The organism is Variovorax sp. FG153 (genome assembly GCF_057809595.1).
Window position 1 is genome coordinate 50,167 of record NZ_JBMDKG010000028.1, and the last position, 23,350, is coordinate 73,516.

The following is a 23,350-nucleotide window of genomic DNA, read 5'->3' on the forward strand; positions in this document are numbered from 1 at the left end:
AGGAGATTACAGATGACCCGCAGCCTTCAGACACCCATCGCCCTCGTATCCGAAACACCCGCCAAGGCGATCCCGCGCACGCAGGGCCTGGTCTTGTACGCCGCCCGCGCGTTGGCACTCGCCGCCCTCGGCCAGAACACGCACGCCGCCACGCTCGCGCCCATGGTCTGCAGCATCGACGACGGCCTGCTGTGGATCCTCGGCGTATCGGTGCTCGTCGTGCTCGCGCTGATCGGTGCCTGCCTCGGCCTCGAGGTCCTGGCCTACCGCGCCGGCGCCGTGCGCATCGCCCGCGCCCTCGAGTCGCACGGCGGCGATGCCCGCATGCCCGAACTGCCCGAGAGCGGCCCGCGCGCCATCGCGCGCCTGGCGAGTGCCATCAACAAGGGCCGGCGCCGCCGCGTCGAGCGCGAGGCCGAGCACCTCGACGTGCAGGCCGCCTATGCCCACGACCTGCGCACCCCGCTCACCCGCATGGGCCTGCGCTGCGAGATGCTCGACGACCCCGCACTCCGCGAGGCGATGCAGCGCGATCTCGCCGAGATGCAGGAGCTGGTCGAGGCCAGCGTCGCCAGCGCGCGCATGCAGCGCAGCGTGGCCGAGCCGTTGCAGCGTGTCGATGCCGACGGCCTGCTCGACAACCTCGTGCGCGGCTACCGCGACGCCGGCCGCGCCATCGCACTCGACGGCCGCATCGGCCAGCCGGTGGTCGCCTGCCCGCTCGCGCTGCGGCGCGTGCTGGCGAACCTGATCGACAACGCGCTGCGTTATGGCAGCGACGTGCGGGTGTGCGCGCACGTCGATGCGCAACGGCTGGTGCTGGCGGTGGTGGATTCGGGGCCGGGGATCAAGCCGGCGCAGATCGATGCGGTGTTCGCGCCGTGGGTGCGGGGGCGGCAGGGGCAGGAGGACAAGCCTGGGTCTGGGCTTGGGCTGGCGATTGCGCGGAGGTTGGCGCGGTCGATGCAGGGGGAGTTGTTGTTGCGGAACCGGCGCAGTGGGGGGGTGGAGGCGCGGTTGACGTTGCCGTTGGTGGTGGCGTGAAGGGGGTAGGAGATGCCTGGGCGAAAGGGGTTAGTTTTCGCGAGGATTGTTGTGGAGTGGGAGCGTGGTGGGAAGTCCGCCGAAGACGGATTCAGTCATCCAACCGACTGCGGATAGATGACGGCTGTCAGGAGGAGCGGACGCTGGAGGCATTCTTCTGGACAGCGAGAGGTGACATCACCAGCGTGGTCACTCGTGGGCAGGTACATCGAGGAGGCGCATCTTCATGACCCATTCACTCGACGGGAGATCATCGTGGAAGCTGCTGCGCCGCGGACTCGACGTGAGCGCCAGTTTTACTCTCGAAGCCTTGGTGCGCAGTGACAACTGTGCGGAAGGGCAGCCATCAAATGTGATTCGAGCCAGATCAAGCTGGACTGAACGCCCACCCGGCTCTGGCATTTGCATCACACTTCAACGCACCTCAACAACTGCGCACGAATCTCGGCAGGCATGGACGCCAAGTCCACGGTCGCAAAGCGTATCGAGTGCCTCTGTATGACGACCGTCTCATCGATCATCGTTCCAACAGATGGGTGCAACAGCAAGCCGCTTGCCGAGTCCGCCAGTGGATCGCGGCAGCCGGCCTGTGACCTCAGATAGGCATACATCTGGTAGATGTAGCTGCTGCGCAGGCTTTGCTCCCGATACCACCCCGCCGTGACGATAGAGGTGAACTTGGTATCGATGACAATGCGTCGCCCCGAGCCACCATGGTTGAGCATCACGTCGGTCCGCATGGCGGGCAAGATGTCGTCAATACCTTCCGTCTTGGACGAGATTTGCCACTGGAGCGTGGCGCCGCAACGCACATGCCACCCGAGTGGACTGAGCGCCACGGCATACAGGCCGCCAACGGCGCGCTCAAAAAGACGACGAACCCAGGTCTCCTCCCGGCCGGGCATCGCCAGCACGTTGCCACCGGCGGATTCCGTGAGTAGCGCCAGGTCGTAGGCAAGCTGGGCTGCTGCCACCATGAACTGATCGTCCGCATCATGGCGTCCGAAGCGATCAGCGCTCATTTGTGCGCGGGTCGGCGGTTGGCCTGCGACGCCGCGGGCCCGCATCGCTGCTGCGAGAGAGCGGCACCGGTGGGCGACAGCGGGCTTCTTGACCAGGCGGGCAACGAACTCCAATGCTGCGCGGACAAAACGATTCCGTGGCGTGTCGATGGTGAGTTCCGCAAAGCGGCAGGCTACCAAGCCGCGATCCAACAATTGGCGCCGTTCAGTGGTCAGTACATCGATGCGCCCACGAACGCGGTTGAGCCACTGTTCCCGAGATCGGTAGCCCAGGCTCAGCTGACGGTGCAGCCGAGTCTCAACGGCATGGGCCAAGACTTCTGCCACCAGGTCGGGCAATTCATCTGGGCTTTCTTCGACCTTCACATGGGCTGTGCCGCCGGATCGAAACAGGTCGGACGCATACAGCATCAACAGCCACAGGTTCCGGACCGGAATACGCCCCACGAATCCGGGCGTGAATCCTGATTCGGGGGAAACCGGTGGAGCGATCAGCCCCATTACCAGCCCTGCAACAACCGTGATGTGGCCTGACGTGCCTCCTCTGGGGCATCAAACCAATACTCTTCCAGCAGCGGGCCGATCTCCGTCTCCACGACTTGCTGGAACCATCGCTGGGTACTGCCCGCATCCAGCGGATGCACAGGTGTGACGTAGCTGTGACCGATTCGGAACTGCTTGCCCAAGCGTGCATCCGCTGCAATCTGCTCGTTCAGCTCGGCCATGCGTCGCTCGATGTCTGACGCAAGCGCTTCATCCACACCGCAGGCAGATACCACCCAGCTTCGCCATGCTGGACAGAGGCGAGGCTCGAGGCCAACAAACGCAAAGCGGCGCCGCAACGCCAGATCGACCAGCGCCAACGACCGGTCAGCGATGTTCATGGTGCCGATCACATGAAGGTTCTCGGGGATGTGAACCGGCCGCCGTACGCCGTCAGCATCCGGGTAGCACAGCTCCAACGCCTCGCTGGGGGTGCGCTTGCCTGCCTCCAACAGCGTCAGCAATTCACCGAACACCTGGGCCGGATTGCCTCGGTTGATCTCCTCGATGACGACGACGAACTTGGCAGCGGGCTCCTTCTTCGCAGCCTTGATGGCCTCCATGAAGACGCCATCGGCGAGCGTCAGCTTGCCCTCGCCAGTAGGCCGCCAGCCACGCACGAAGTCCTCATACGAAAGATTCGGGTGGAACTGAACGGCTCTGACCTTGCTCTCGTCCTTTTGCCCCATCAAGGCAAACGCCAATCGCTTGGCCAGCCAGGTTTTGCCGGTGCCAGGCGGCCCCTGCAGGATCAGATTCTTCTTGGTGCGCAGTCGATCCAGCATCAGCTCAAGCTCTGGCTCCGAAACGAAGCAGCCATCACGCGTGATGTCGCCGAGCGTGTAGGGAACGATGGGCGCCGGAGACTGGAGGACCTCGGCGGCAGGCTCATCGCCGGAGTTATCGTGGGGCATGCCCGGCGTGGCGTCATCCTCTTGAAGTGGAGGCGTTGCGTCCTTGAACTGCCAAGATGCCAGGGATAACTCCGGGAAGCTGTGCACCGGGTAGTCGTCCTCCGCGAAGCGCGTACGTAAGTCGTCGGCAAGTTGCAAATACGTGGTCGCATCACAAGGCGCTTGCGGCGTTGGTGTGGTGATCGGGACGCCGAGGCGCTTCTGGATGTAGTGCCGCGACTGGCTGTCCAGCGTCGGAAACTCCCAGGGAGCAGCCCAATACAAACCAGTGGATAGATTCCACGCCACACCCCAGACCCGAGTGGCGGCATCATAGGCCTCTATGAACTCGTCGCGGGTGCCTGGTCCGTCGTCTTCAACCAGTGCCTGCCCCGCAGCGAAGACACGCCACAGGGCATCAATGTCTCCCGCTCCTCGCTTGTCTGCGTAGCGGAAGAACCAGGACCGTTGGTTGTTGAGCACGGGGATGCCTTCGAACGTTGCGGGCACAGGGACAGTGACACCAAGTAGCTTCGCGAGCTCTGCGGCAATAAGCTTGCGGTTGGCGTCCGTCATGCCTCGGTTGAACGTCCCCATCGCCGTGAACGGGCAGATGTCCTGCAGCGGGCCGTTGCTTCCGTCAGGGAATTTGTCCTGAAGATAGCCAAGGCCTTGGACGCGCTGAGCAATCTGGTGGATCCCCTGGATGAGGGGTGTGCGGTCGCTTGCGTAGGCCAGCAGCTTTTCAGCAATGGCCTCGTAGAAGTCTGCCCACTGGAACAGGGTGCCGAAGCGGTCCTTCCAATACGGTGCGTTGCGGAATCGCTCAATGTCTTGCGGCTTGCCTTCGAACGCAAACGCGATCAGCGCATCCGCGTTCCATTCGCCGGGCACAACGCGCCAGATGGTGGGGCGGTACGTGGAGAAGTACCACTCTCGCATGCCGTCGGTGGGGTGCCACTGCACTTTGACGCGCTCACCGTCCTGCGGGTTCTCGGTGATGACGCCGGTGGCCTTGATACCCATGACGGACACCGGCTGCTGGCGGTTATCGAAGGGGAGCCCACGCTTGCGCACGTACGCCGCCTTGATGGCGATCCGCTCGCCAGGGCGCATGGATCGCACCAGGGCTTGTTCCTTCTGGTTTGGGCTGCGGACCTCCCAGATGCCCTCTTCGAGGAAGCGAGCACTCTGGTCGTCGGTATGGCCAAAGCTGGCCCCGACGAACCAGGTTGTACCGGAAGACTCGTTTAGACCTGCGCTACTCATGCAGCTTGCTCCACATTGAATATCCCTTTCTTTCGACAGGCATCGAGAAAAGGCTGTTTAAGGAAATTGCAGTCGCTGAATGGGCGCTTCCGGGTGTTGAACGCCAACGTCTTGAGATACTCTTGAGGATCTTTCCCAAGCTCTCTCCATTCATCCAGCACCTGCATGAGCCAAGCTTTGCCATCGCTTTCCGTACAAAGCTTCGACTTGTAACGCTCTTCGATGCCGTACACGTCCTTCCATGTGTCAATCTCCTGCGCGATGGCCGCAGGGCCAAATTGCAGGGTGATATCGGCCGGGGCCAGCTTGGCGATGTCGGAATGCTGCAGGTCTATTTGCAGCTCAATGGAATGAGGCTTCGTCTTGTAGGGATAGAAGAAGGGGCGGCGATGAACAGCCCTCGTTGGATCTTTGAGCAGGTAGGCTGGATCCTTGCTGGTCTTGTAGCTGCTGTTGCAGTGGTGACAGGCCGGGACGAGGTTGCGGAAGTTGATGGAGTTGAACGGATATAGCGCTTTTGGCAGGTAATGGTCATAGGCCTCTCGCTTGCTGTGGTACTCGCCTAGCAAATCGTTGATGCCGCAAAACGGGCATTTGCCTGCTTTGTTGGTCTGCACAAAGGTCTGGTAGTGATCGTCGATGTCACCGCACTTTTTTCTCAGAGCGGCAACATCCACATGCGAATACAGTCCTTTGAAGAATGACGCCAACTGATCACGCAGGTCTTTGAGTTCTATGGGAAAGTCAGCGTATCGCTTCAGCGACATGGTGTGGTCGTTGGCACACACGCGCTCCACATCGTTGTTTGCCCTGTACCACAGACGAAGCTGCTCGACCTGGCAAGCGCTCAAAGGCGCGAAGAGTGCATAGATGCGTTCTACGTGTCCTGCGAAAAACTCGGCCCCTTTGCTGTCGTCGTAGTGAAACGCCGTCATCACCTCAAGCAGCTCAGGATTCCAGGCGAACAGCTCCAGACGGTAGGGGCCTTTTGACGGTGCCTGGCACCACACCGCATAGAAGATGAAGTCGATGAATGCCTGCATCTTTTCCATCCGGTGCGGGACATAGGTGTAAGGAAACAGCATTAGTCCTGCGCCTCCTCATCACCTGGCTGATCGCCATCGAGAATGGCCTTGATCAACAGCACCTTTTCTACCGAGTCACCGAGCTGCTGATGAATCTCTGTGATCAGGACTTCCTTGTCTTCGGTGCCCTGTTCAAAGCGGGCCCGCAACGCGTCCAGCAAGGCCTGCGCATGGCTGCCGATGGTTTCGCGCTTGCCAAAGGTGCTCATGGTGATCTTGTTGATCGAAGCGCCCAGCGTGTTGTACGGCGGGTGGCTGATGCTGACTTTGCCGCTGGCTTTGTCCTTGGCAAACACCAGCACCTTGTCCGGCTTGCTGTCGGAAATCAGAAATGGCGTGTGGGTGGTGATCAGCATTTCCTGCGTGCATTCACCATGACCCGGCAAGCACTGGCGCAAGCGGCTGATGAAGTTGGCGCGCCAGTCGGGGTTGAAGTGCGTCTCGGGCTCGTCGAGCAGGAACAGGCTGTTGGTCTCTCGAAACAGCAGGCACAAGCCGAGACTGTGCAGCAATTGATGCTCGCCGTCCGACAACTCCTTGAGCATCATCGGCTCGGCCACCCCCTGCTTGGTGAAGCGCACGAACTTGAAGCGCATGATGCGCTGGTCGGATGCCAGGGTTGGCACCGTCTCGCTGACGTAGTGGCTGGTCGAGGTATAGAGATCGGCCTTCAGAACCTCGCTGACGGCATACAGGTTGAGCGTCAACAGAACCTGAAACGCCTGGAACAACGCCAGCGCCGAACCATCGAAGTTCTCGCGGAATGCCTGCCGGGTCGCCTCATTCACCCAGTAGTCGAACATCAGCGCATCGCTGGCATCGTCGATGTAACTCAGCGTGGCACAACGCTTGAGGGCGCTCACCACCAGCGAGGACTTCTCGTCAGCCTCCAGCAGCTGCAGCAGATTCAGGCGATAGCGCGTACTTCCCGGCTCATCAGTTTCCGAGAGCGCGGGGTTGTCTTTGATGATCTCGCGGCGAACCCAATCATCAACTGACTGGCTGATATCAGACTCTGAGAGTCCGCGTGTTCGAGCTTCCGCCTGTATTCGATTTCGTCGCTCGCGCTTCTGATCTTCATCGGCGAGGTCGAAGGCTTCCAGTTGTATTGCGTCGATCGGAATTCGGCGGCGCAGAATGATGCGGAATTCCCGCAAGGCCTCGATGCCCACATCCTCGCGGAAGGGCTGGAGTGTGCTCTCGTCCTGAAACAGCAGGTTGCACAGCAGGATGGCCTGGCTGAATCCGCTGTCCAGATAGGCCAGCCGTGTCTCCGGGTGGCCGGGGTAGCTCAGTTGCCGGGTCAGTGCGCTCCAGTACTCGTCGAACTGCACGAAACGCATCTTGAAGAACGGCAGGCTGAGGATCTCGTTCTCGCCTGAGGAATACCCCAGCACATACTGCGGCAGCAGGATGTCGGCGTGTCCGCCCTTGAACGCCTCGTACACATCGGTGCTGAAGTCGCCGTGGTTCTCCCAAAGAAAGCGCACCGATTCGCCGGCGTTCTTCCACGCACTCACCTTTGCCCACGGTGGGCCGTCGGGGCTGCGGTACTCGGCGGGCACGCGGATCAGGTAATCGAGCTCAAAGGCGACGGGCGAGACATCCAGCGCCTCGTCCTGCAAGGCTTCGGGCAGAAAGCTGCGGCGCACGCGCAGCACCTCCAGCTGAAAGAAGATGGCCGCCAGTGCTTCGAGCAGGTTGGATTTGCCGCTGCCGTTGGGCCCGGCGCAGACGAAGGGCACAAAGTCGTTCGCTTGCGCCAGCTCGCCTTGCAAGCTCCATTCGGTGCGGAAGTGGTGCTCAAAACCACCGGGCAGGCTGCGAAAACCTGCAGGGTCGTTGATCTTGAGGCGCAGCAGCTTCATGCCAGGCTTTGCTCAGCCGCGGCTCTGAGCTCGACGCGGTTGCCGTCGTCGTCAAACGCCTGCGTCAGGGCACCAGCGGCCAAGGCCTCGAACACCCAGGTCTTGATGGACTCGTAGTCGCTGGCAACCCATTCGAAATCATTGTCCGGGTGCAGTTCTGCCAGCCGGGCTTGCGCGGCGGCGATGAAGCGTTCGAGGGAGAAAGCCGCACGGCCCAACTGCGTGCGGTAGTCTTCCAGCCAGAAGCGCAGCAGGGGGGCAAGCTGTGCGCGGTCTTGCAGTGCGGGCAACAGCAAATCGGTTTCGGGCAGCGCGATCACCGGGGCGGTGATGGGCGCAGGCACGGCAGCGGACACCGGGCTTTCTCCTTCGATGGGGACAGAAGGCAAGGCCACCGGCGACAAATCCAACTCACCCTTGAAGGCCTGTTGGCTCAGGGCTCCGTAGAGGGCTTCGAGGTCGGCGAGGCTGTGCTGGTAGCGGAATTTGATGCCTTCGACTTTTTTGAAAATGGCTGAGAACTGATTTTGGAGATCAATGGGTGGTCGAATAATTTTTATATTTTCGATGGCACTCTGGTTAATCTTGTGTGCTCCATTGGTGGTTCTCGCCTTTTTTTCAATTTGCTGTCTTATGAACTTTGTTTTCCAGAGTGCTTCAAGAAATGATTTATTGATCGCGCCGGGCTGGATTGAAGCTGCAATTATTGTGTCGGGGAAGATTACGCCTGTTGACGCTGATGGAAAAAAGTATCCTTTGCCTACCAGGCTCGGGTTTCCATTCCCTCGGCACAAAAGAAAATCATTCGGCGTTGGAAAATATTTTTGATGAATTGGTGAAAATATGTCTTCCTTATATATTTCCTGGAAGGATTCTCCGGTAATCGCAGACAACGTATATACGAGTCCTTTCTGAGTCCCTGCTTTTGATGGTGATAACCCATTGCGCATGTTTGAGATGATCGCCGAGAACTCAGGCTTCTCCCACCCCTTCTCGTTCCGCACTGGGTCGCCAAACAAGGCCAAAAACACGCTCCTGAGCAGCTCGTCAAGTTTTTGAAGGTGTTGTCTGCGCTGGGCGATCAGTCCTTCAACTTTGCCGAGCAGATGAGCAATGCGGATTTGACCGTCGAAGTCTGGGGCGTCGTCCTTGAAAGGGATTGGTATCTCAATCTCTTTGAGAAACTTGAAATGCCTGCTGTAACCCGCCTCCTTGATTTGAATGGAACGTAGGTAGTAGTAAACATAGCGAGCGTCCGCTAGGTCTGGATTTACCCATAGCGCTTTAGCACCATCGGCGCCAAGTGCAATCGGCTTATCTACATATTTCAAGGCGCGCGTATGGTCGCCAAAAACCACTACCGGAAGCAAGTGTCCATTAACGAGGCTGGCGTCGTCTGTGTAGCCGGCAACTGGTCCTTTACCTTGGTCAATGATTTTGTATTGACCTTGCTCATGATAGTCGGATGCTTTGATTTTCGTGAATTTGGCAGTGACGTCAGTAACGACCTCGGAAAAGGGGTGCAACTTCATCCCACGATCCCCTTCAACTCCAACAACTCGCGCACGATGCCGCTCTGAACCTTGGCCAGTTCCGCCTCGTGCACATCGCCCACCTCGGCCTGAATCAATCGATCCAGAATCACGCCCGGCGCGTCGTAGCGCACTTCCTCGAAGACATCCTGCTTGTAGCGTGAGAGCGAGAGGTCGCAGTTGTTCTTCTCGTCGGCAATCTCGCTGCGCGGCACCACGAAGCATTTGGCGGCGCGGTCGGTGTCAGTGGCCGGGTTGCGGGCGCGGTATTTGGCGATGATGTCTTGCAGGTCGCCGTAGCCTTCCTGCTTGCTGCGCTTGTCATCCAGCGAATAGCCGTCGGCGGCCATCTCATAGAACCAGACGTTTTCGGTGGCGGGCTGGGTGACCTTGTCCTTCGGGCCCCAGACCTTGGTGAACAGCAGAATGGCAGTGCTGACCCCAGCATAGGGTTTGAACACGCCGCTGGGCAGGGTGATCACGGCCTTGAGGTCGCAGCGCTCCACCAGCATCTGGCGCAGCGCTTTGAATGCGCCGCCGGAGCCGAACAGCACGCCCTGTGGCACGATCACGCCGGCGGTGCCGCCCTTCTTGAGCAGGCGATAGATGTTTTCTACAAACAGCAGCTCGGTCTTGGTTGTGGCCAGTTGCAGGTGCTCGTTGATGTCGCCCTTGTCGATGCTGCCGGTGAAGGGCGGGTTGGCCATCACGATGTCGTATTCGGCTTCCTCGGTGTAGCTCTTGCTGAGGGTGTCCTTATAGTCGATGTGCGGCTCGTCGATGCCGTGCATCATCAGGTTCATCAGGCCCAGACGCACCATGGTCTGGTCGATGTCGTAACCCCAAAGTGAGCTGGCAAGCTTGACTTGCACAGCAGTGGTTAGCGTTGCGGCCTTTGACGTTCGTTTGAATCCGTCTTCGTCCCTAGCAATATCGTTCGTGCCAGATTCAGTTGCGAGCTGCGTTACCAGATACTGATAGGCGCCCAGCAAAAATCCTCCAGTCCCGCAGGCCGGGTCTGCAATCTTGAAAGGCTTCCCAGGACTTGAACGGAGGAGTGCGGAAACATCTGGCCGCACCAAGTCAGCCATAAGCTTAATGATGTGGCGCGGGGTGCGGAACTGACCGTTCTTGCCAGCGGTGGCGATCTCGGAAAGAAGGAACTCGTAGACATCGCCCTGGATATCCTGGAAGGCCTGGCCTTTCTCCTTCGAGTCCTTCTCCATCACCTCGAATATGTCGTCGATGGTCTTCACCGCTTCCACCAGCAGGGCGGGCTTGGGGATGATGAAGACCGCGTTCTTCATGTGGTGGGTGAAGTTGGATTCGGCGCCGTTCAGGTCCTTGAGAAAAGGGAACACCTTGCCCTGCACGTGCTGCAGCATCTCTTCGGCCTGCATGCGCTTGAATTCGCTCCAGCGCAGGCTGCGCTTGTCGATGGCGAATTTCTCGGGCTCTGGCTGGCTGCGGTATTCGGGCGGTATCCACGTGCCCGTGAATTTGGAGATGTAGTTCTCGCCGGTCCACTCGGCGTCGGCCTCGCGTTTCTGGTCCAGCTCATCCAGCCGTTTCATGAACAGTAGGTAGGTGATCTGCTCGATGGCGGTGAGCGGGTTGCTGATGCCGCCGCTCCAGAACTTGTTCCAGAGCTGATCGATCTTGCTTTTGAGTTCGGGGTTGTTTTGCAGCACGGTGTGCCTTGCTATTTAGGCAGCCAACCGTTCGGTCAGCTGCAGGATTTCGTTGATTTCAAGCGGGCTGAACACGCCACGGATGCCTTGCGGGTGGATGACCGTGAAGGGGGCGTTGATCAGGTCTTTCTTCTCCACCTTTTCGCGCTCGATGATGAAGCCCTTCAGCAGATTGAGGAATTCCATCTGACGGCTGCTGAGCGTGGTGTGGGCGCGGATGAATTGGTCAAAGGTGGCGCTGACCTCGTCTGGGAAGCTCTTGAGCACTTCAATACCCAGGATGTGACGGATGAACTGGATGAACCTCGCCTTGCGGTTCTTGTAGACCTGGCGCAGCAGGTTTTCGGTGATGTGCGGGTGTTCTTCGTGCAGCAGTTCGGCCAGGTCGTTGGCCTCTTCGCTGCTCACCGCCTCGCCGTTCTTGATCTTCTGAAGCACCTGGTTGTGCTCGGTGAGTTCGGCGATCAGGCTTTCCACCATTTCGCGGTAGCGGGTAATGCTGACCGCCTCGTGCTGTGGGCCGAACTCCACCCATTCCTTTTTGTGCAGTTCATCGGCCAGATCGAGGTAGGTTTGTTCCTGGCCGATGGATTGCTCGCGGAATTTCATCAGCGGGCCGAGTTTGGCGACCAGTTCGTCGAAGGCGTCTTCATCCGCCTTGGCCCAGTAGTGGCTGGTTTGCGCGGCGCGGATCAGGGCCTCTTCCTGCTTGACGAAGCTGACGGAGAGCGGCAGTTCGCTGATCTGCTCGACGATGCCTTCCTTGAGAGTATCGGCCTGTTCCTTTTCTTCGCTCAGAACGACCAACGAGTACTCCAGCAGGTCGCGCTCGAAGCGCATGGCCTTGAAATCGGCCTCAGACACGGTGCGGAACAGCGGCTTGATTTCTGCGCGCAGAAACTCCAGCCGGTCGTGGCTGAGGCGGATCCAGAAGTTGTCGTCGTCCAGCCGCGCCAGCGCAGCGGCGGCTTCCTTGATCACCACCGAGTCTTTGGGTAGCGCCGCAATCTGCAGGCGGAGCTTGGCGATTTCCCGCGCAGCGATGTCGGCGTGGCCGCTGTCCTTGGCCTTTTCGATCTTGTCGAGGCGCAGGCCCACCAGCCGCACCGGCAGTGGCAACTGCGGTTTGAGCTCCTTGCCTTTGGGGTTGAGCTTGAAGTATTTGAAGTTGTCCCAACAGTCGAGAATCAGGAACACATCTTTTGCAAGGCACCAGGGCTTGGGCTTGTTGGTTTCCAGCAGGCGTGTGCCGCGCCCGACCATCTGCCAGAACTTGGTGTACGAGTAGACCGGCTTGGCGAACAGGAGGTTGACGATTTCGCGCACGTCGATGCCGGTGTCGAGCATGTCCACGCTGATGGCGATGCGAGGCATGTCGTTGTTGGTGAATTGATCGAGCAGCCCACCTTTGCCGTAGACGCGCGGGTCGTCCGACACCAGCACCTTTGCAAGTTCACCGCGGTACTGCGGGTAGAGTTTGTCGAAGATTTCTTCCATGCGCCGGGCATGTGCCTTGGTGGCGCAAAAGAAAATAGTCTTGCCGGGCAGTACGCCGTTGGCGTCCTTAATGGCCTCCTCCATGAATTCGCGGACGATCAGGGTGTTGGTGCCCTTGTTGATCACCTGCTTTTCAAGCTGGGTGCCCTCGAAGTTGATGTCTTCGACTTCCTTGCCCTGAAGGATCAGCTTCTTCTGGTCTTCCAATGAAATCGTGCGTTTGCTGATGCCCTCCATCTGGAACTTGGTCTGAATCTTCATGACCTGGAAGTTGCAGAGGTAGGGCGGCACGTTGTTCACGGCTTCTTCATAGGTGTAGGCAAACGTGGGAATGCCGTCTTCGCAATGAAAAAGCTGGAAGGTGTTGTGGTCGATGATGTCAGTCGGCGTGGCCGTCAGGCCTAGCGTGATGGCCTTGAAGTAGTCCAGCACTTCGCCGAAGGTGTTGTAGATGGAGCGATGGCTTTCATCGACGACGATGAAATCGAAGAAGTGCGGTGACAGGTGCTGCGCCTCATCCCGGATGATGTTGAGCATCGTCGGGTAGGTCGCGACATACACACGGCGATCCGTCGCGATTAGCTTTTCACCCACGTTAGGCCAGCGCGGCTCGTTGGGCATGTGCTCCTTGAAGGCGGCCAATGCCTGTTCACGCAAGGCGATGCGGTCCACGAGGAATAGCACTCTTTCTGCGTGTCTAGCCCGCATTAGGGCGTCGACCATGGCAATGCAGGTGCGGGTCTTGCCTGTGCCGGTGGCCATCACTAGCAGGAAGTCACGCCGTTTCTGTTCGATGCCTTCGAGCACCGCGCGAATCGCTCGGATCTGGTAGTCGCGACCGGCAATCGAGGTGTTTATGAACTCCTGCGTCAACGGCTTGCGATTACGACGGATGTAGGCAAAGCGCTCCAGATCGTCCCGTAAGGGAAAGCCGACCACCTTCCGTGGTGGCGCGTTTTCCAGATCCCAAAAATAGAGCTCGTGGCCGTTTGTGTAGAAGCAGAACGGCAGTTCACCGCCCAGCTGCTTCTGGATGTTGTAGCAGTACTGCTTGGCCTGCTCACGGCCAACGGCAGCATCACGGCTGGTCTTCTTGGCCTCGATCACTGCCAGGGGTTTGCGATCTTTGCCGAGCAGGACGTAGTCGCTGAACTGGTGGCCCTCATAGGACGTGCGCGGCTCCGCGACCCCATCGCGCAGTGCAGTAAGGATGTCGAATTCCTCGACGACTTGCGTCGGGTCTTTCACGTTCCAGCCCGCCTGAGCGAGTTGCTGGTCGATCAACTCTGACCGGGTTTGTGCCTCGGATTTTGTCACGCGTAGCCTTCCCCCACCGGGTTCATTTATGGTCGCTTCCGCTCTCCGCGCCGTCATCAGCACCACCCGCACGCACCCATTCATCAACCTCAGACAGCTGAAATTTCCACAGCCGCCCAATCTTGTGCGCGGGGAGTCCTTTGCGCTCGCGCCAACGATAGACGGTGTCCTTTACAACGCCCAGATGCCTAGCGACATCAATGGCTGTGACCCAGGGTTCGGCACTCATGGCGTTCGCGCTCAAAATATCTCAAAGTCGTTTTAAATCGTGCTTAGTCTACCAAGCAGACGAAACAGTCAGGTCAGTCACCTTGTTCGTTAGATTGGACGTTTACGGTCAGCAGGGGATCTTCGACGGTCAGGCCAAGCAAGGGGACGGTGTTGACGTACGTGTCAGGCGATTGAGGGGGATAACGACTGCTTGTATCAGCTAGCGTGAGTTCGGCTCGGTCAGACGACCGACTGCTATCGCTGCGACGCTGACACCTGGCGTATGGTTTTGAAGGTGAGTTTGGAGGCGAGCCATCGCAGCACTAGCCTGATGTTCCGCGCCATGCGGAACACCGCGCGTGGCCGCGGCGCTGTAGTCGGGCGCAGTAAAGGATGGCGTGGTCTCGGCCTGCTAGTGCATCGGGCAGATCGATGACATCCCGACTGCGAGGAACTGCTGGAGCGCATAGTGCGCGAGTGCCGCGAACACCTGGGCCGCGCACGGTCCTGGATGGACTAAGTCTTTTCTTGCCCGCACCCCAGCGGCGCCCACGCCGATCAGGACTCGCACGTCATCACCTCTTCGAGCCCTGTGCCCCACGCATTACAGAAGCTGCATTTATCGGCGCTTACCGCAACTTCATGCCAAACGGCACCGCACCCCACCCACTTCTTCCCTAGGGATGGTCTGCAAAACCGGCCCAAGCCTTGCATGATCTGACCCCATGATTGCCAAACGCGTAACGCCGCCGAGTCAGCTTGGCCTGGGCCTGAACCTGTCGACGAAGAAGACCCGCAAGCGCGAGTTCCTCGATGAGATGGATCGGGTGGTCCCATGGAGGGCGCTGGTACAGATCGTCGAGCCGCACAGCCCGCGGGCCAAGACTGGCCGCCCGCCATTTGCCATCGAGACGATGCTGCGCATTCACTACTTGCAGCAGTGGTTCGGACTGAGCGATCCGGCGATGGAGGAGGCGTTGCACGACGTTCCCCTGTACCGGGAGTTTGCTGGTCTGGGCGACGGCGCGAGCCGCCTGCCCGACGAGACCACCATCTTGCGATTCCGTCATCTGCTGGAAGCGCATGACTTGGCCGCTGACATGCTGCGCGTAGTGAACGACATCCTGCAGGCCAAGGGCTTGATGCTGCGCACGGGTACAGCCGTGGATGCCACTTTGATCGCGGCGCCCAGTTCAACCAAGAATGCCGAGGGCGAACGCGACCCCGAAATGCATCAGCTCAAGAAGGGAAACCAGTGGTACTTCGGCATGAAGGCGCACATTGGTGTGGATGCCGCGTCAGGCCTGGTGCACACGGTGGTAGGCACGGCGGCGAACGTCAGCGACATCAACGTGGCCGGTGCGCTCTTGCATGGCGAGGAACATGCGGCGTTCGGGGATTCCGGCTATCAGGGCGTGCACAAGCGAGCGGAGGCTGTGGGGCCGACCTGGCACGTAGCGATGCGTCCGGGCAAACGCAGGTTGTTGAATCCGTTCATCGAATCCGAGTTCGTGGCCGAGCGAGTGGAGAAGATGAAGGCCAGCATCCGAGCCAAGGTCGAGCACCCGTTCCGAGTGATCAAGCAGCAGTTCGGGTTCACGAAGGTTCGCTACCGGGGCTTGATGAAGAACACGGCGCAGATTGTCACGCTGTTTGCGCTGTCGAATCTGTGGATGGCGCGCAGACAGTTGATGGGAGCCAGGGGGTGAGTGCGTCTGCAGCACTCGAATCGGCCTCGCGAGGCCCGCGTAGTGGGTGTCTGGCGCAGCAGATCGATGCTGGGGGCTGTTCGATCTGATCGCCAGAATGGCTGCCGTCACCCCATCCATTTAGTCGCGATTGCCATTCGCGTTCTGCAGACCATCCCTAGGAATCATGAGCTCGAAACCAATGAACGATTTGGCGGCACAAAACATCGCCGTTGCGAGTGTTCGTCGTCATTCAATGACGCCAGATCAATGGAGTCACACGGTCATCGGTTGCATGCATCCCAAGCTGGCATCGTCAGTTGACCTCCTGCCAGGCGAACTACCTATTGCCAGTGGTTTTCTCTCCGACTCAAGCTGGTGGCTCATAAGCACACGGCGAGTTGTCAGTCAGTACCAAGGAGCGCAGCGCGAACTGGACCCGAGGTATGGAATCGAACACGAGTTCGGCAACTTCAAGGGCATCAAACGCAGCGAGTCTCCCAGCGCGCCGAGCACATCAGTCGCAACGGTGACGTCTCTAAGAACCAAAGAGTCAGTTCAGTTCGAATTTGAAACGGGCAAAGCCTCAATGGCGCCCATCTATGCCTGCATGTTCTGGTCTCGGGTTACGGCGTTCCATCATGGAGCCCCCGAAGCTTAGAGTCCGCAATTGACTCCGTCCTCAACTACGGGAGCCAGTGTCACTGCTGAGCCGCAGTTTTGCGGCGATGCGCACTTCCGCCCGGAGCCCGCTCAAGACGGCAGCGCGGCCGGCTACAGTCGGCCATGACCCGTCATTCGGCGAGCAGACCCAAGACGCTCGAAGCGGACGTTCGCACGTACGCAGCAAGGTTGCCACCCAGGCAGCTACAGTAAAGCAAAGTCGATCAATCACAGGAGCTACCTATGGATGCGATGCAGCATTTTGAACAGATCCTTGCATCCACGGGGGATCCAATTTCTGCGATTCGAGCAGTTCGTGAGAGCTTCGGGTTGTCGTTGTCAGAAGCGAAGGAACTGTGGTTGCAGAGTACCGGCACTTCGGACTCGCTCTATGAGCATCAGGAGAAACTAGCTTCTCAGCTGGAAGAAGCCTTCCGCAACCGCAATATCTAGAAGGCCGTCACCGGCCAGAAGCTGCCTGTCGGCCTCACCCCTCTCAAGACCCCATGAAGCAATCCGAACTCAACAAGATGGTTGGCGCTTGCCTCGAGCGCGAAGGCAAGACGCTCGGTTGGAAGACGAAGGCCCATAACGCTTTTCGCGTTGAGGGGGATATGTTCTTTTCGCTCTTGATTTCAGGCGACGCGAAAGAGAAAACGCTGTACCGCAGGCTGTCATGTAAGCCGATGGCCTTCGACGTAGAGCTATGGAACATTTTGGGCATGACAGCCAATTTGCAAGAACCCTTGGGACTTCGCGCCGATGGGGCGTACGCCCTCTTTAGTATCGCCCTGTACGAAGGCTCGATTGGAGTTGCAGAGTGGAATGATGAGGGGCTGTTGAACTCTACTCGCCAGTGCCTTTTGGAAGCGACTGCATCTGTCGAGTCCAATCAGCAACTGCGTACTGTCGATGCGTTCATGAAAATGGGCGAAGCTTTCAACGTGGACATCCTCAAAAGAGTGCCGAACACCGCATGGAATTTTTGGAAGGAGCGCTTGATTTGCCATCGTCTTAATGGAGAGATGGAACAAGCAACCTCAATTGCCGAGGCTCGTATCTCCGCGGGTGATTCAGGTCGCTTCGTCATTGGTGGACAGACCTTCTACCAGCTCGCGCAGCGGCTACCACAGGGTCAAAGCGCATCTTCCGGATGACCGCTTTCAAGCGAGCTCTATGACGGCTTTGGGGCCCGAAGCGGATGTAGCATCTTCTTCAAAGCCGCCATCGAGTTCGACTTTGATAGCGATAGCCGCGAGCACCCAGCATCGCTGAGGCCTGACAACCCAAACGCCAAGGCGTATTCAAAGGAGAACCCCATGGGCGCCCCCATCTTGATCAACAAGAAAATGGACCTCTGGGTCAGCAATGGGATGAAAGATGCTTTTTGCGAAGTGCTGACGACTGTCGCGACTCTTGAAGGCCAAGATGTCATGGCCATCTACGAGGATGCAGCCGGCGTGGCTGGCACCTATGGAATCTCCGGGCTAGGCATCGATCTAGACGAATTTCACTCCTACCTCGGTGGGCCTGAAAGGGTCCGGCGCCACCTCGATATCTGCCGTGCGCGACTGGGGGAGGTTGCCGAGTCATGTGGACTGTCACCAAGTGGGTCCGAGAACATGGCGCATGTACTCGCATGGGCTGCACACATCATGGATGGACGACCGATCCCCGAAGGCAGCAGCTTCTACGAAGACTGGCCACCCGGCATGGAGAGTTGAGGCGTCTGCGCGTTGCTCAGTAGTCGAGTGACGACAGCTGGTGGACCTTTTCCATCGACGACTGCTCTTGGCCGGTGCCGGCCGTTGGTCGCATTTTGCCGTGCTCGGCACGCGGGTCCCGGCCGTTGAGCTTGGCAGCCCGCACCAGGCTCATCATCGCCGCCGCGCGCCGCAGGCGACTTGTTGTCCACGTACAGCCAGCCCCTCGTGCCGAGTTTCCAGGGCTTGATCTATCGGTCGATCAGGTTGTCGTCGATGAATACCGCGCCGTCCTGCGAGTGCAGGACTTCCACGGGCCGGCTGACACGACAAGGCCTCAAAAAGATCCGCCCTGGACCGTCTCGGAAGCCGCATCGCCCACGCCCTCAGCGCACATCATCGAACGCCGCATCGATCTCCTCGACGTTTATCGCCGCATAGCTCGCCGCCGAACCGCCCAGGTCCCACACCGCCTCGCCGCGCTCGACCGCAAGCGCCATCTCTTCTTCCCTGCGCATGCGCGCAAGCGCAGCCTCGACGACCTCGCCGGCCTCGCGGCGCGGCACGCAGACCACCCCATCGCCATCGGCCATGACCAGGTCGCCGGGTTGCACCAGCACGCCGTCGCAGACCACCGGCGTGTTGACGAAGCCATGGCCGCACTTGTCGGGATGGATCGAGAGGACATGCGTGGACCAGACCGGCAGGCCCAACGCCTCGACCGTGTCGGTGTCGCGCACGCAGCCCTGCACCACCACGCCCGCGAGGCCCTTGCGCAGCGCATAGCGTGCCGCCATGTCGCCCCATTGGGCGCCCGAGGTCTCGGCGTCGCAGACCACCACCAGCACGTCGCCGGGCTGCGCGAGGTAGAGCGCGCGGTGCATCATCAGGTTGTCGCCGGGGGCGCAGAAGGCCGTGACGGCCGGGCCCGCGATGCGCGCGCCCTTCTGGATCGGCCGCATGCGGCTGGACATCAGGCCGCCGATGCCGCGCGGCGCAGCCGCCTCGTGCAGGTCGGACACCGTGGCCTCGCGTGCCTTCGCGCACAGGGCCGCCTCCACGCGATTGACGCGCAGGAACACTCTGGAGCTGTTCACGGTCGCTCCCCGTTCAGTGCGGCACGCAGTAGGCGTCGGCCGCGAGGCGGAAGGTGGTGCGCTTCATCAGCCGCGGCTGGTTGAGCTGCATCTCGTCGCGGCGGTGCATGGTGCAGCCGTTGTCCCACATCATCAGGTCGCCGTTGCGCACCTTGTGGCGGTACACGAGCTCGGCGCTGCCGCCGGCCTCGAACAGGATCGGCAGCACGCGCGCGTTCTCGGCCTCGCTCAGGCCCTCGATCGCCACCAGCGTGGTCGGGTCGGCATAGAGCGCCTTGCGGCCGGTCAGCGGATGCGTGAGCACCACGGGATGGAAGGCATCGGGCAGCTTCGCCATCTCCTTGGCCTGCGCGCTTTCCTTGTCCTTGAGCTCGAGCGTGTTCATGATCGCCATGCGCTTGGCATAGCGGTAGGTGCCGGTGCGGCCGTCGATCAGCGCGCGCACGTCGGCGGGCAGCCGCTCCCACGCGCCGTACTGGTCGGCCCAGTAGATGTCGCCGCCGCCCTTGGGCACCTCGAGGCCGTAGAGCATCGCGCCGGTGGCGGGCTTGACGCGGAAGGTCTGGTCCGAATGCCAATCCACGTCGTCGCCGCCCGCGAAGCCGCCGACGAAGCGGCCGTCGGCATAGCGCAGGGTGCTGAAGTAGATGATCTCGTCGTGGTAGGGCGACTGGATGTCCTTGCGGTTGGCGCTCTCGCAACGGCCGAACTGCTCGGTGAAGCGCACCTGGTCGGCCTCCTCGAGCGACTGGCGCGGGAACACGATCACCGGCGCGTCCTGCCACAGGCGGCGTACCTGCTCGATGGCGTCGGGGTTGGCGAGGATGTCCTCGATGCGTTCGTCGATCTCGATCACGAAATCGGAATGCAGCGGCCGGACCTTGAGTTCTTGCGCGAGCACGGTCATGGGATGTCTCCTTGGGTGTGTATGAAAGAAGAAAAAAGGGGGAAAGAGGGGGCGGCGCGTCAGTCGGCCTTCATGCCGGCGCTGCGGATGATCTCGGCGTCGGTCAGGCGTTCCGAGCGCAGCCAGGCGACGAGCTGGGCGTAATCCATCGGCGGCGCAGGCTCGAAGCCGAGCTCGTGCAGGGCCTTGGCGGTCTCGGGCAGCGCGAGGATCTTGCGCATCTCGGCGGCCAGCCGTTCGCGCACCTCCACCGGCGTGCCGCGCGGCGCCATCAGTGCGTTCCAGGCCACCACGCTGAAGCCGTCGAGGCCCTGCTCGGCCACCGGCCGGATCTCGGGCAGCGCGGTCATGGCCTTGGCCGAGGTCACGGCCAGCGGCTTGATCCTGCCGAACTGCGCGCGCGAGGCCGCCACGGTGTCGATCAGCACCGGCACCTGGTTGCCCAGCAGCGCGGTCATCGCTTCGCCCGAACCCTTGTACTTGATCGAGAACAGCGGCACGTTCTGGCGCCGGATCATCTCGAGCACCAGTTGCGCCGTGACGCTGGGCAGCGCCACGTCGACCTTGTCGGGCCGGCTGCGCGCGAGCTTGATGAGCTCGGGCAGCGTCTGCACGCCGAGCGAGGGATGCACCGAGATCACCATCGGGATGAAGGCGGTCGCGACGATGGGATCGAAGTCCTTCTCGGCGTCGAAGCCGATGTTGTCGTAGAGCGCCGGGTTCATCGCATGCGTGCCCGAGGCGCCCATGATCAGCGTGTAGCCGTCGGGCGTGGCGCGCGCCGCGTAGGCGGTGCCGATGTTGCCGAAGGCGCCGGGCCGGTTCTCCACCACCACGCCCTCGTGCAGCGCGGCCGAGAGCTTGGCCGCGAAGTAGCGGGTGGCGATGTCGGTGCTCTGCCCGGGCGGGTAGGCCACCACGATCTTGATCGGCCGGTTCGGGTAACCCTGGGCCAGTGCGCCGGCGGTCAGCGCGAAGGCCAGCGGCAGCGCGGCGAGCCGCCGCGCGAGGCGCAAGAGTGAGGTCATCGTTGTCTCCTTCATGGTTGTGAGGTCGCCGCCCGCGGTGGATCGAAGGCGGTGCCGTTGGCCGCCGGCATGGCGGGCAGGGGAGGGGAGGGGTTCTCGAAGGCCTCGGCGCCCGCACTGCGCAGATGGCGCGCGTCGAGCGCGTCGAACGAGGCGCAGCCGATCTGCGCGAGCACCATGTCGATCTCGTTGCGCACGATCTGCAGCGCCCGTGCAATGCCGCGCGCGCCGCCCGCGGCCGCGCCGAACAGCGTGGGCCGCCCGAACAGCGCGAAGCGCGCGCCGAGGCAGCGTGCGATCACGATGTCGGAACCGCGGCGCACGCCGCTGTCGAGCAGCAGCTCCACGCGTTCGCCGACCGCCGCGCGGATCGCGGGCAGCATCTCGAGCGGCGTGGGCGCCACGTCGAGCTGGCGACCGCCATGGTTCGAGACCACGATCGCATCGACGCCCAGCGCGGCGGCCTGGCGCGCATCGTCGGGATGCAGCAGGCCCTTCACGGCGAGCGGGCCGCTCCAGTCCGCGCGTATGCGTTCGAGCGTGCGCCACGTGATCATCGGCGCCGGTGTCAGCGTGCCGTAGAGGTCTGCGACCTCGGACGCCGAGGCACCCTTGCGGCCATAGGGCGCCCAGTTGCTCATCATCGGAATGCCGCCGCTGCGCAGGTAGCGCAGCACCCAGGCCGGATGACCGAGCGCCTCGAGCACCACGCCGGGCGTCATCCGGAAGGGGCGCGAGAAACCGTTGCGCCGGTTGCGCTCGCGGTTCGAGTTCACCGGCACGTCGACCGACACCACGAGCGTGCGCACGCCGGCGTCGCGTGCACGCTCGACGAGATCGGCGTTGATGCGCTCCTCGCGCGTGCCGTAGATCTGGAACCAGACATGCTCGGGCGCGAGCTTCGCGACCGCCTCGACCGAGGCATTGCTCGCGCTCGACAGCAGGAAGGGCACGTCGGCCGCGCGCGCGGCCTGCGCGAGCAGTTCATCGGCGCCCGGATGGAACAGCCCGGCGAGACCCGTGGGCGAGATGCCGAAGGGGCTCGCATGACGCCGGCCCAGCAGTTCGGTGGACTGGTCGCGCCGCGACACGTCGACGAGGTAGCGCGGCACCAGCTGGAAGCGGCGGAAGGCCTCGCGGTTGCGCCGCATGCAGTCCTCGTCGTCCACGCCGCCGTCGATGAAATCGAAGGCGATCCGCGGCAGCTTGCGCCGTGCCATCGAGCGCAGGTCCTCGAGGTTGACCGCAGTGTCCACGTTCATCGTTTCTCGTCGTGAGTTGTCTCTGCGATCGAGAATATCGAGCGGTCTTTTCGCTGCCCATAGGGCCGGGCAGCGGAGTTTCACAGTTTGAACTTGTAGCGTCGCGCGCCAGTGCTCAAGGCTCGGCGCCCGCGCCCATGTGCCCCATGTGCATGACACCGCCGAGGAATTCGCGCGCATCCTGCTCCACCGCCGTGGCCACTTCGCCGAGTGCGGCGCGGACTTCGGCCAGCTTCGGCTCGCCGAACTGCTCGGCCAGCCCGGTGAGGCACACCGCCGCCATCGCGTGGCCGTTGTGCGCGCACACCGGCACCGCGAAGGCATGCACGCCGGTCACCACGTCGCCGAGGTTGACGCCGAAGCCATGGCGGCGCGAGCGCTCGCGCATCTTCTCGAGCGCGTCGAGGCGGCCGCTGCCGCGCTGCGCGATCTCCTGCTGCATGTTGTCGGCGAGGATGTTCTCGGCCTCGAGCGAGGGCAGGGTCTGCAGGATCGCGACGCCGCCGACCGAGGTGAACAGCGGCCGCCGCGTGCCCGCGTGCACCATCAGGCCGCGCAGCTCGAGCGAACCCTGGCGCACCGCGCAGACGTACTCGTTGCCGCTGCGCAGGATCAGCCAGGCGATGGCCTCGGTCTGCGCCGCCAGCTTCGCCATGCGGCGCTCGCAGGCCTGCTGGAAGGTCGCGTAGCCGGGCAGCGAGAGGCCGAGCTCGTAGAGCATCGGGCCGGGGAAGTAGTGCTTGTCGGTGCTGCGCTGCTGCACGAAGCGCTCGCGCACCAGGCACGAGAGCACGCGGTGCACTGTGCCCTTGTCGACCTCGCAGCGTGCCGCGAGGTCCGACAGACGCCAGCCGAATTCGCCGCGCGCGGCCAGTTCGCGCAGGATGCGCAGGGCGCGCTCGATGCTCTGCGTGCCGTGGGAGATGGAGGGCTGGGGGCTGCGCGAACTTCTCACCGCTCGTGTTCCTTCGATGCGCCTGCGCGGCGTTCCGGGCTGGACATCGATCGCGGCGAAGACGCGGATTATTCGC

The 23,350-nt window shown here is 61.4% G+C and carries 20 protein-coding genes; 6 read left to right on the plus strand and 14 right to left on the minus strand.

Going from position 1 to position 23,350, the window contains the following annotated elements; genetic code table 11:
• The first annotated feature begins 12 nt into the window (after positions 1-12).
• Positions 13-1,044: an ATP-binding protein gene (locus tag ACODT0_RS26235; RefSeq protein WP_489042674.1), complete on the plus strand. Its 1,032-nt coding sequence runs from the start codon at positions 13-15 to the stop codon at positions 1,042-1,044.
• Between the two features lie 407 nt (positions 1,045-1,451).
• Here ACODT0_RS26235 and mcrC read toward each other — a convergent pair whose 3' ends face one another.
• The 8 genes from mcrC to ACODT0_RS26275 are packed head-to-tail and all read right to left on the minus strand — an operon-like array spanning position 1,452 to position 13,990.
• Positions 1,452-2,567: a 5-methylcytosine-specific restriction endonuclease system specificity protein McrC gene (gene mcrC / locus ACODT0_RS26240; RefSeq protein WP_489042675.1), complete on the minus strand. Its 1,116-nt coding sequence runs from the start codon at positions 2,565-2,567 to the stop codon at positions 1,452-1,454.
• Positions 2,567-4,771 carry an McrB family protein gene (locus tag ACODT0_RS26245; protein ID WP_489042676.1) on the minus strand — a complete coding sequence of 735 codons (2,205 nt, stop codon included), beginning with the start codon at positions 4,769-4,771 and terminating at the stop codon, positions 2,567-2,569. Before ACODT0_RS26245 ends, mcrC begins: the two co-directional genes overlap by 1 nt.
• Entirely contained in the window at positions 4,768-5,856 is a 1,089-nt protein-coding gene (locus tag ACODT0_RS26250; RefSeq protein ID WP_489042677.1) for an HNH endonuclease, read from the minus strand. Before ACODT0_RS26250 ends, ACODT0_RS26245 begins: the two co-directional genes overlap by 4 nt.
• The gene (locus ACODT0_RS26255) at positions 5,856-7,724 is read right to left on the minus strand and encodes a restriction system-associated AAA family ATPase (RefSeq protein ID WP_489042678.1); all 1,869 of its coding nucleotides are present in this window, start codon (positions 7,722-7,724) and stop codon (positions 5,856-5,858) included. Before ACODT0_RS26255 ends, ACODT0_RS26250 begins: the two co-directional genes overlap by 1 nt.
• Positions 7,721-9,256: a restriction endonuclease subunit S domain-containing protein gene (locus ACODT0_RS26260; RefSeq protein ID WP_489042679.1), complete on the minus strand. Its 1,536-nt coding sequence runs from the start codon at positions 9,254-9,256 to the stop codon at positions 7,721-7,723. Before ACODT0_RS26260 ends, ACODT0_RS26255 begins: the two co-directional genes overlap by 4 nt.
• On the minus strand, positions 9,253-10,947 hold the full coding sequence (locus ACODT0_RS26265) for a type I restriction-modification system subunit M (protein WP_489042680.1): 1,695 nt from the start codon (positions 10,945-10,947) through the stop codon (positions 9,253-9,255). The genes ACODT0_RS26260 and ACODT0_RS26265 overlap by 4 nt, the downstream gene beginning before the upstream one ends.
• A gap of 15 nt (positions 10,948-10,962) precedes the next feature.
• The gene (locus ACODT0_RS26270; protein WP_489042681.1) at positions 10,963-13,761 is read right to left on the minus strand and encodes a type I restriction endonuclease subunit R; all 2,799 of its coding nucleotides are present in this window, start codon (positions 13,759-13,761) and stop codon (positions 10,963-10,965) included.
• 22 nt (positions 13,762-13,783) lie between these two features.
• On the minus strand, positions 13,784-13,990 hold the full coding sequence (locus tag ACODT0_RS26275; protein ID WP_489042682.1) for a helix-turn-helix domain-containing protein: 207 nt from the start codon (positions 13,988-13,990) through the stop codon (positions 13,784-13,786).
• Between the two features lie 706 nt (positions 13,991-14,696).
• Between ACODT0_RS26275 and ACODT0_RS26280 the strand changes: the two genes are divergently transcribed.
• From ACODT0_RS26280 to ACODT0_RS26300, 5 genes are all read left to right on the plus strand, one after another.
• Positions 14,697-15,680, plus strand: a complete 984-nt coding sequence (locus ACODT0_RS26280) for an IS5 family transposase (RefSeq protein ID WP_489042683.1) — start codon at positions 14,697-14,699, stop codon at positions 15,678-15,680.
• 166 nt (positions 15,681-15,846) lie between these two features.
• Complete coding sequence (locus ACODT0_RS26285) at positions 15,847-16,320, plus strand: hypothetical protein (protein ID WP_489042684.1); 474 nt, start codon at positions 15,847-15,849, stop codon at positions 16,318-16,320.
• A gap of 245 nt (positions 16,321-16,565) precedes the next feature.
• A complete protein-coding gene (locus tag ACODT0_RS26290) occupies positions 16,566-16,775 on the plus strand; it encodes a hypothetical protein (protein ID WP_489042685.1) in 210 nt (69 codons plus the stop codon).
• Positions 16,776-16,828: 53 nt separating this feature from the next.
• On the plus strand, positions 16,829-17,479 hold the full coding sequence (locus tag ACODT0_RS26295; RefSeq protein WP_489042686.1) for a hypothetical protein: 651 nt from the start codon (positions 16,829-16,831) through the stop codon (positions 17,477-17,479).
• Between the two features lie 162 nt (positions 17,480-17,641).
• Positions 17,642-18,046, plus strand: coding sequence for a hypothetical protein (locus ACODT0_RS26300; protein ID WP_489042687.1), 405 nt, complete (start codon positions 17,642-17,644; stop codon positions 18,044-18,046).
• Between the two features lie 16 nt (positions 18,047-18,062).
• Here ACODT0_RS26300 and ACODT0_RS26305 read toward each other — a convergent pair whose 3' ends face one another.
• The 6 genes from ACODT0_RS26305 to ACODT0_RS26330 form a co-directional block, all read right to left on the minus strand.
• The gene (locus ACODT0_RS26305; RefSeq protein WP_489042688.1) at positions 18,063-18,200 is read right to left on the minus strand and encodes a hypothetical protein; all 138 of its coding nucleotides are present in this window, start codon (positions 18,198-18,200) and stop codon (positions 18,063-18,065) included.
• A 211-nt stretch (positions 18,201-18,411) separates the two neighbouring features.
• Positions 18,412-19,122: a 4-carboxy-4-hydroxy-2-oxoadipate aldolase/oxaloacetate decarboxylase gene (locus ACODT0_RS26310; protein WP_489042689.1), complete on the minus strand. Its 711-nt coding sequence runs from the start codon at positions 19,120-19,122 to the stop codon at positions 18,412-18,414.
• 13 nt (positions 19,123-19,135) lie between these two features.
• Positions 19,136-20,029, minus strand: coding sequence for a TauD/TfdA dioxygenase family protein (locus tag ACODT0_RS26315; protein WP_489042690.1), 894 nt, complete (start codon positions 20,027-20,029; stop codon positions 19,136-19,138).
• Between the two features lie 59 nt (positions 20,030-20,088).
• Complete coding sequence (locus ACODT0_RS26320; RefSeq protein WP_489042691.1) at positions 20,089-21,057, minus strand: Bug family tripartite tricarboxylate transporter substrate binding protein; 969 nt, start codon at positions 21,055-21,057, stop codon at positions 20,089-20,091.
• An 11-nt stretch (positions 21,058-21,068) separates the two neighbouring features.
• Positions 21,069-22,319: an alpha-hydroxy acid oxidase gene (locus ACODT0_RS26325; RefSeq protein ID WP_489042692.1), complete on the minus strand. Its 1,251-nt coding sequence runs from the start codon at positions 22,317-22,319 to the stop codon at positions 21,069-21,071.
• Between the two features lie 115 nt (positions 22,320-22,434).
• Positions 22,435-23,274, minus strand: a complete 840-nt coding sequence (locus ACODT0_RS26330; protein ID WP_489042693.1) for an IclR family transcriptional regulator — start codon at positions 23,272-23,274, stop codon at positions 22,435-22,437.
• Positions 23,275-23,350 lie beyond the last annotated feature (76 nt).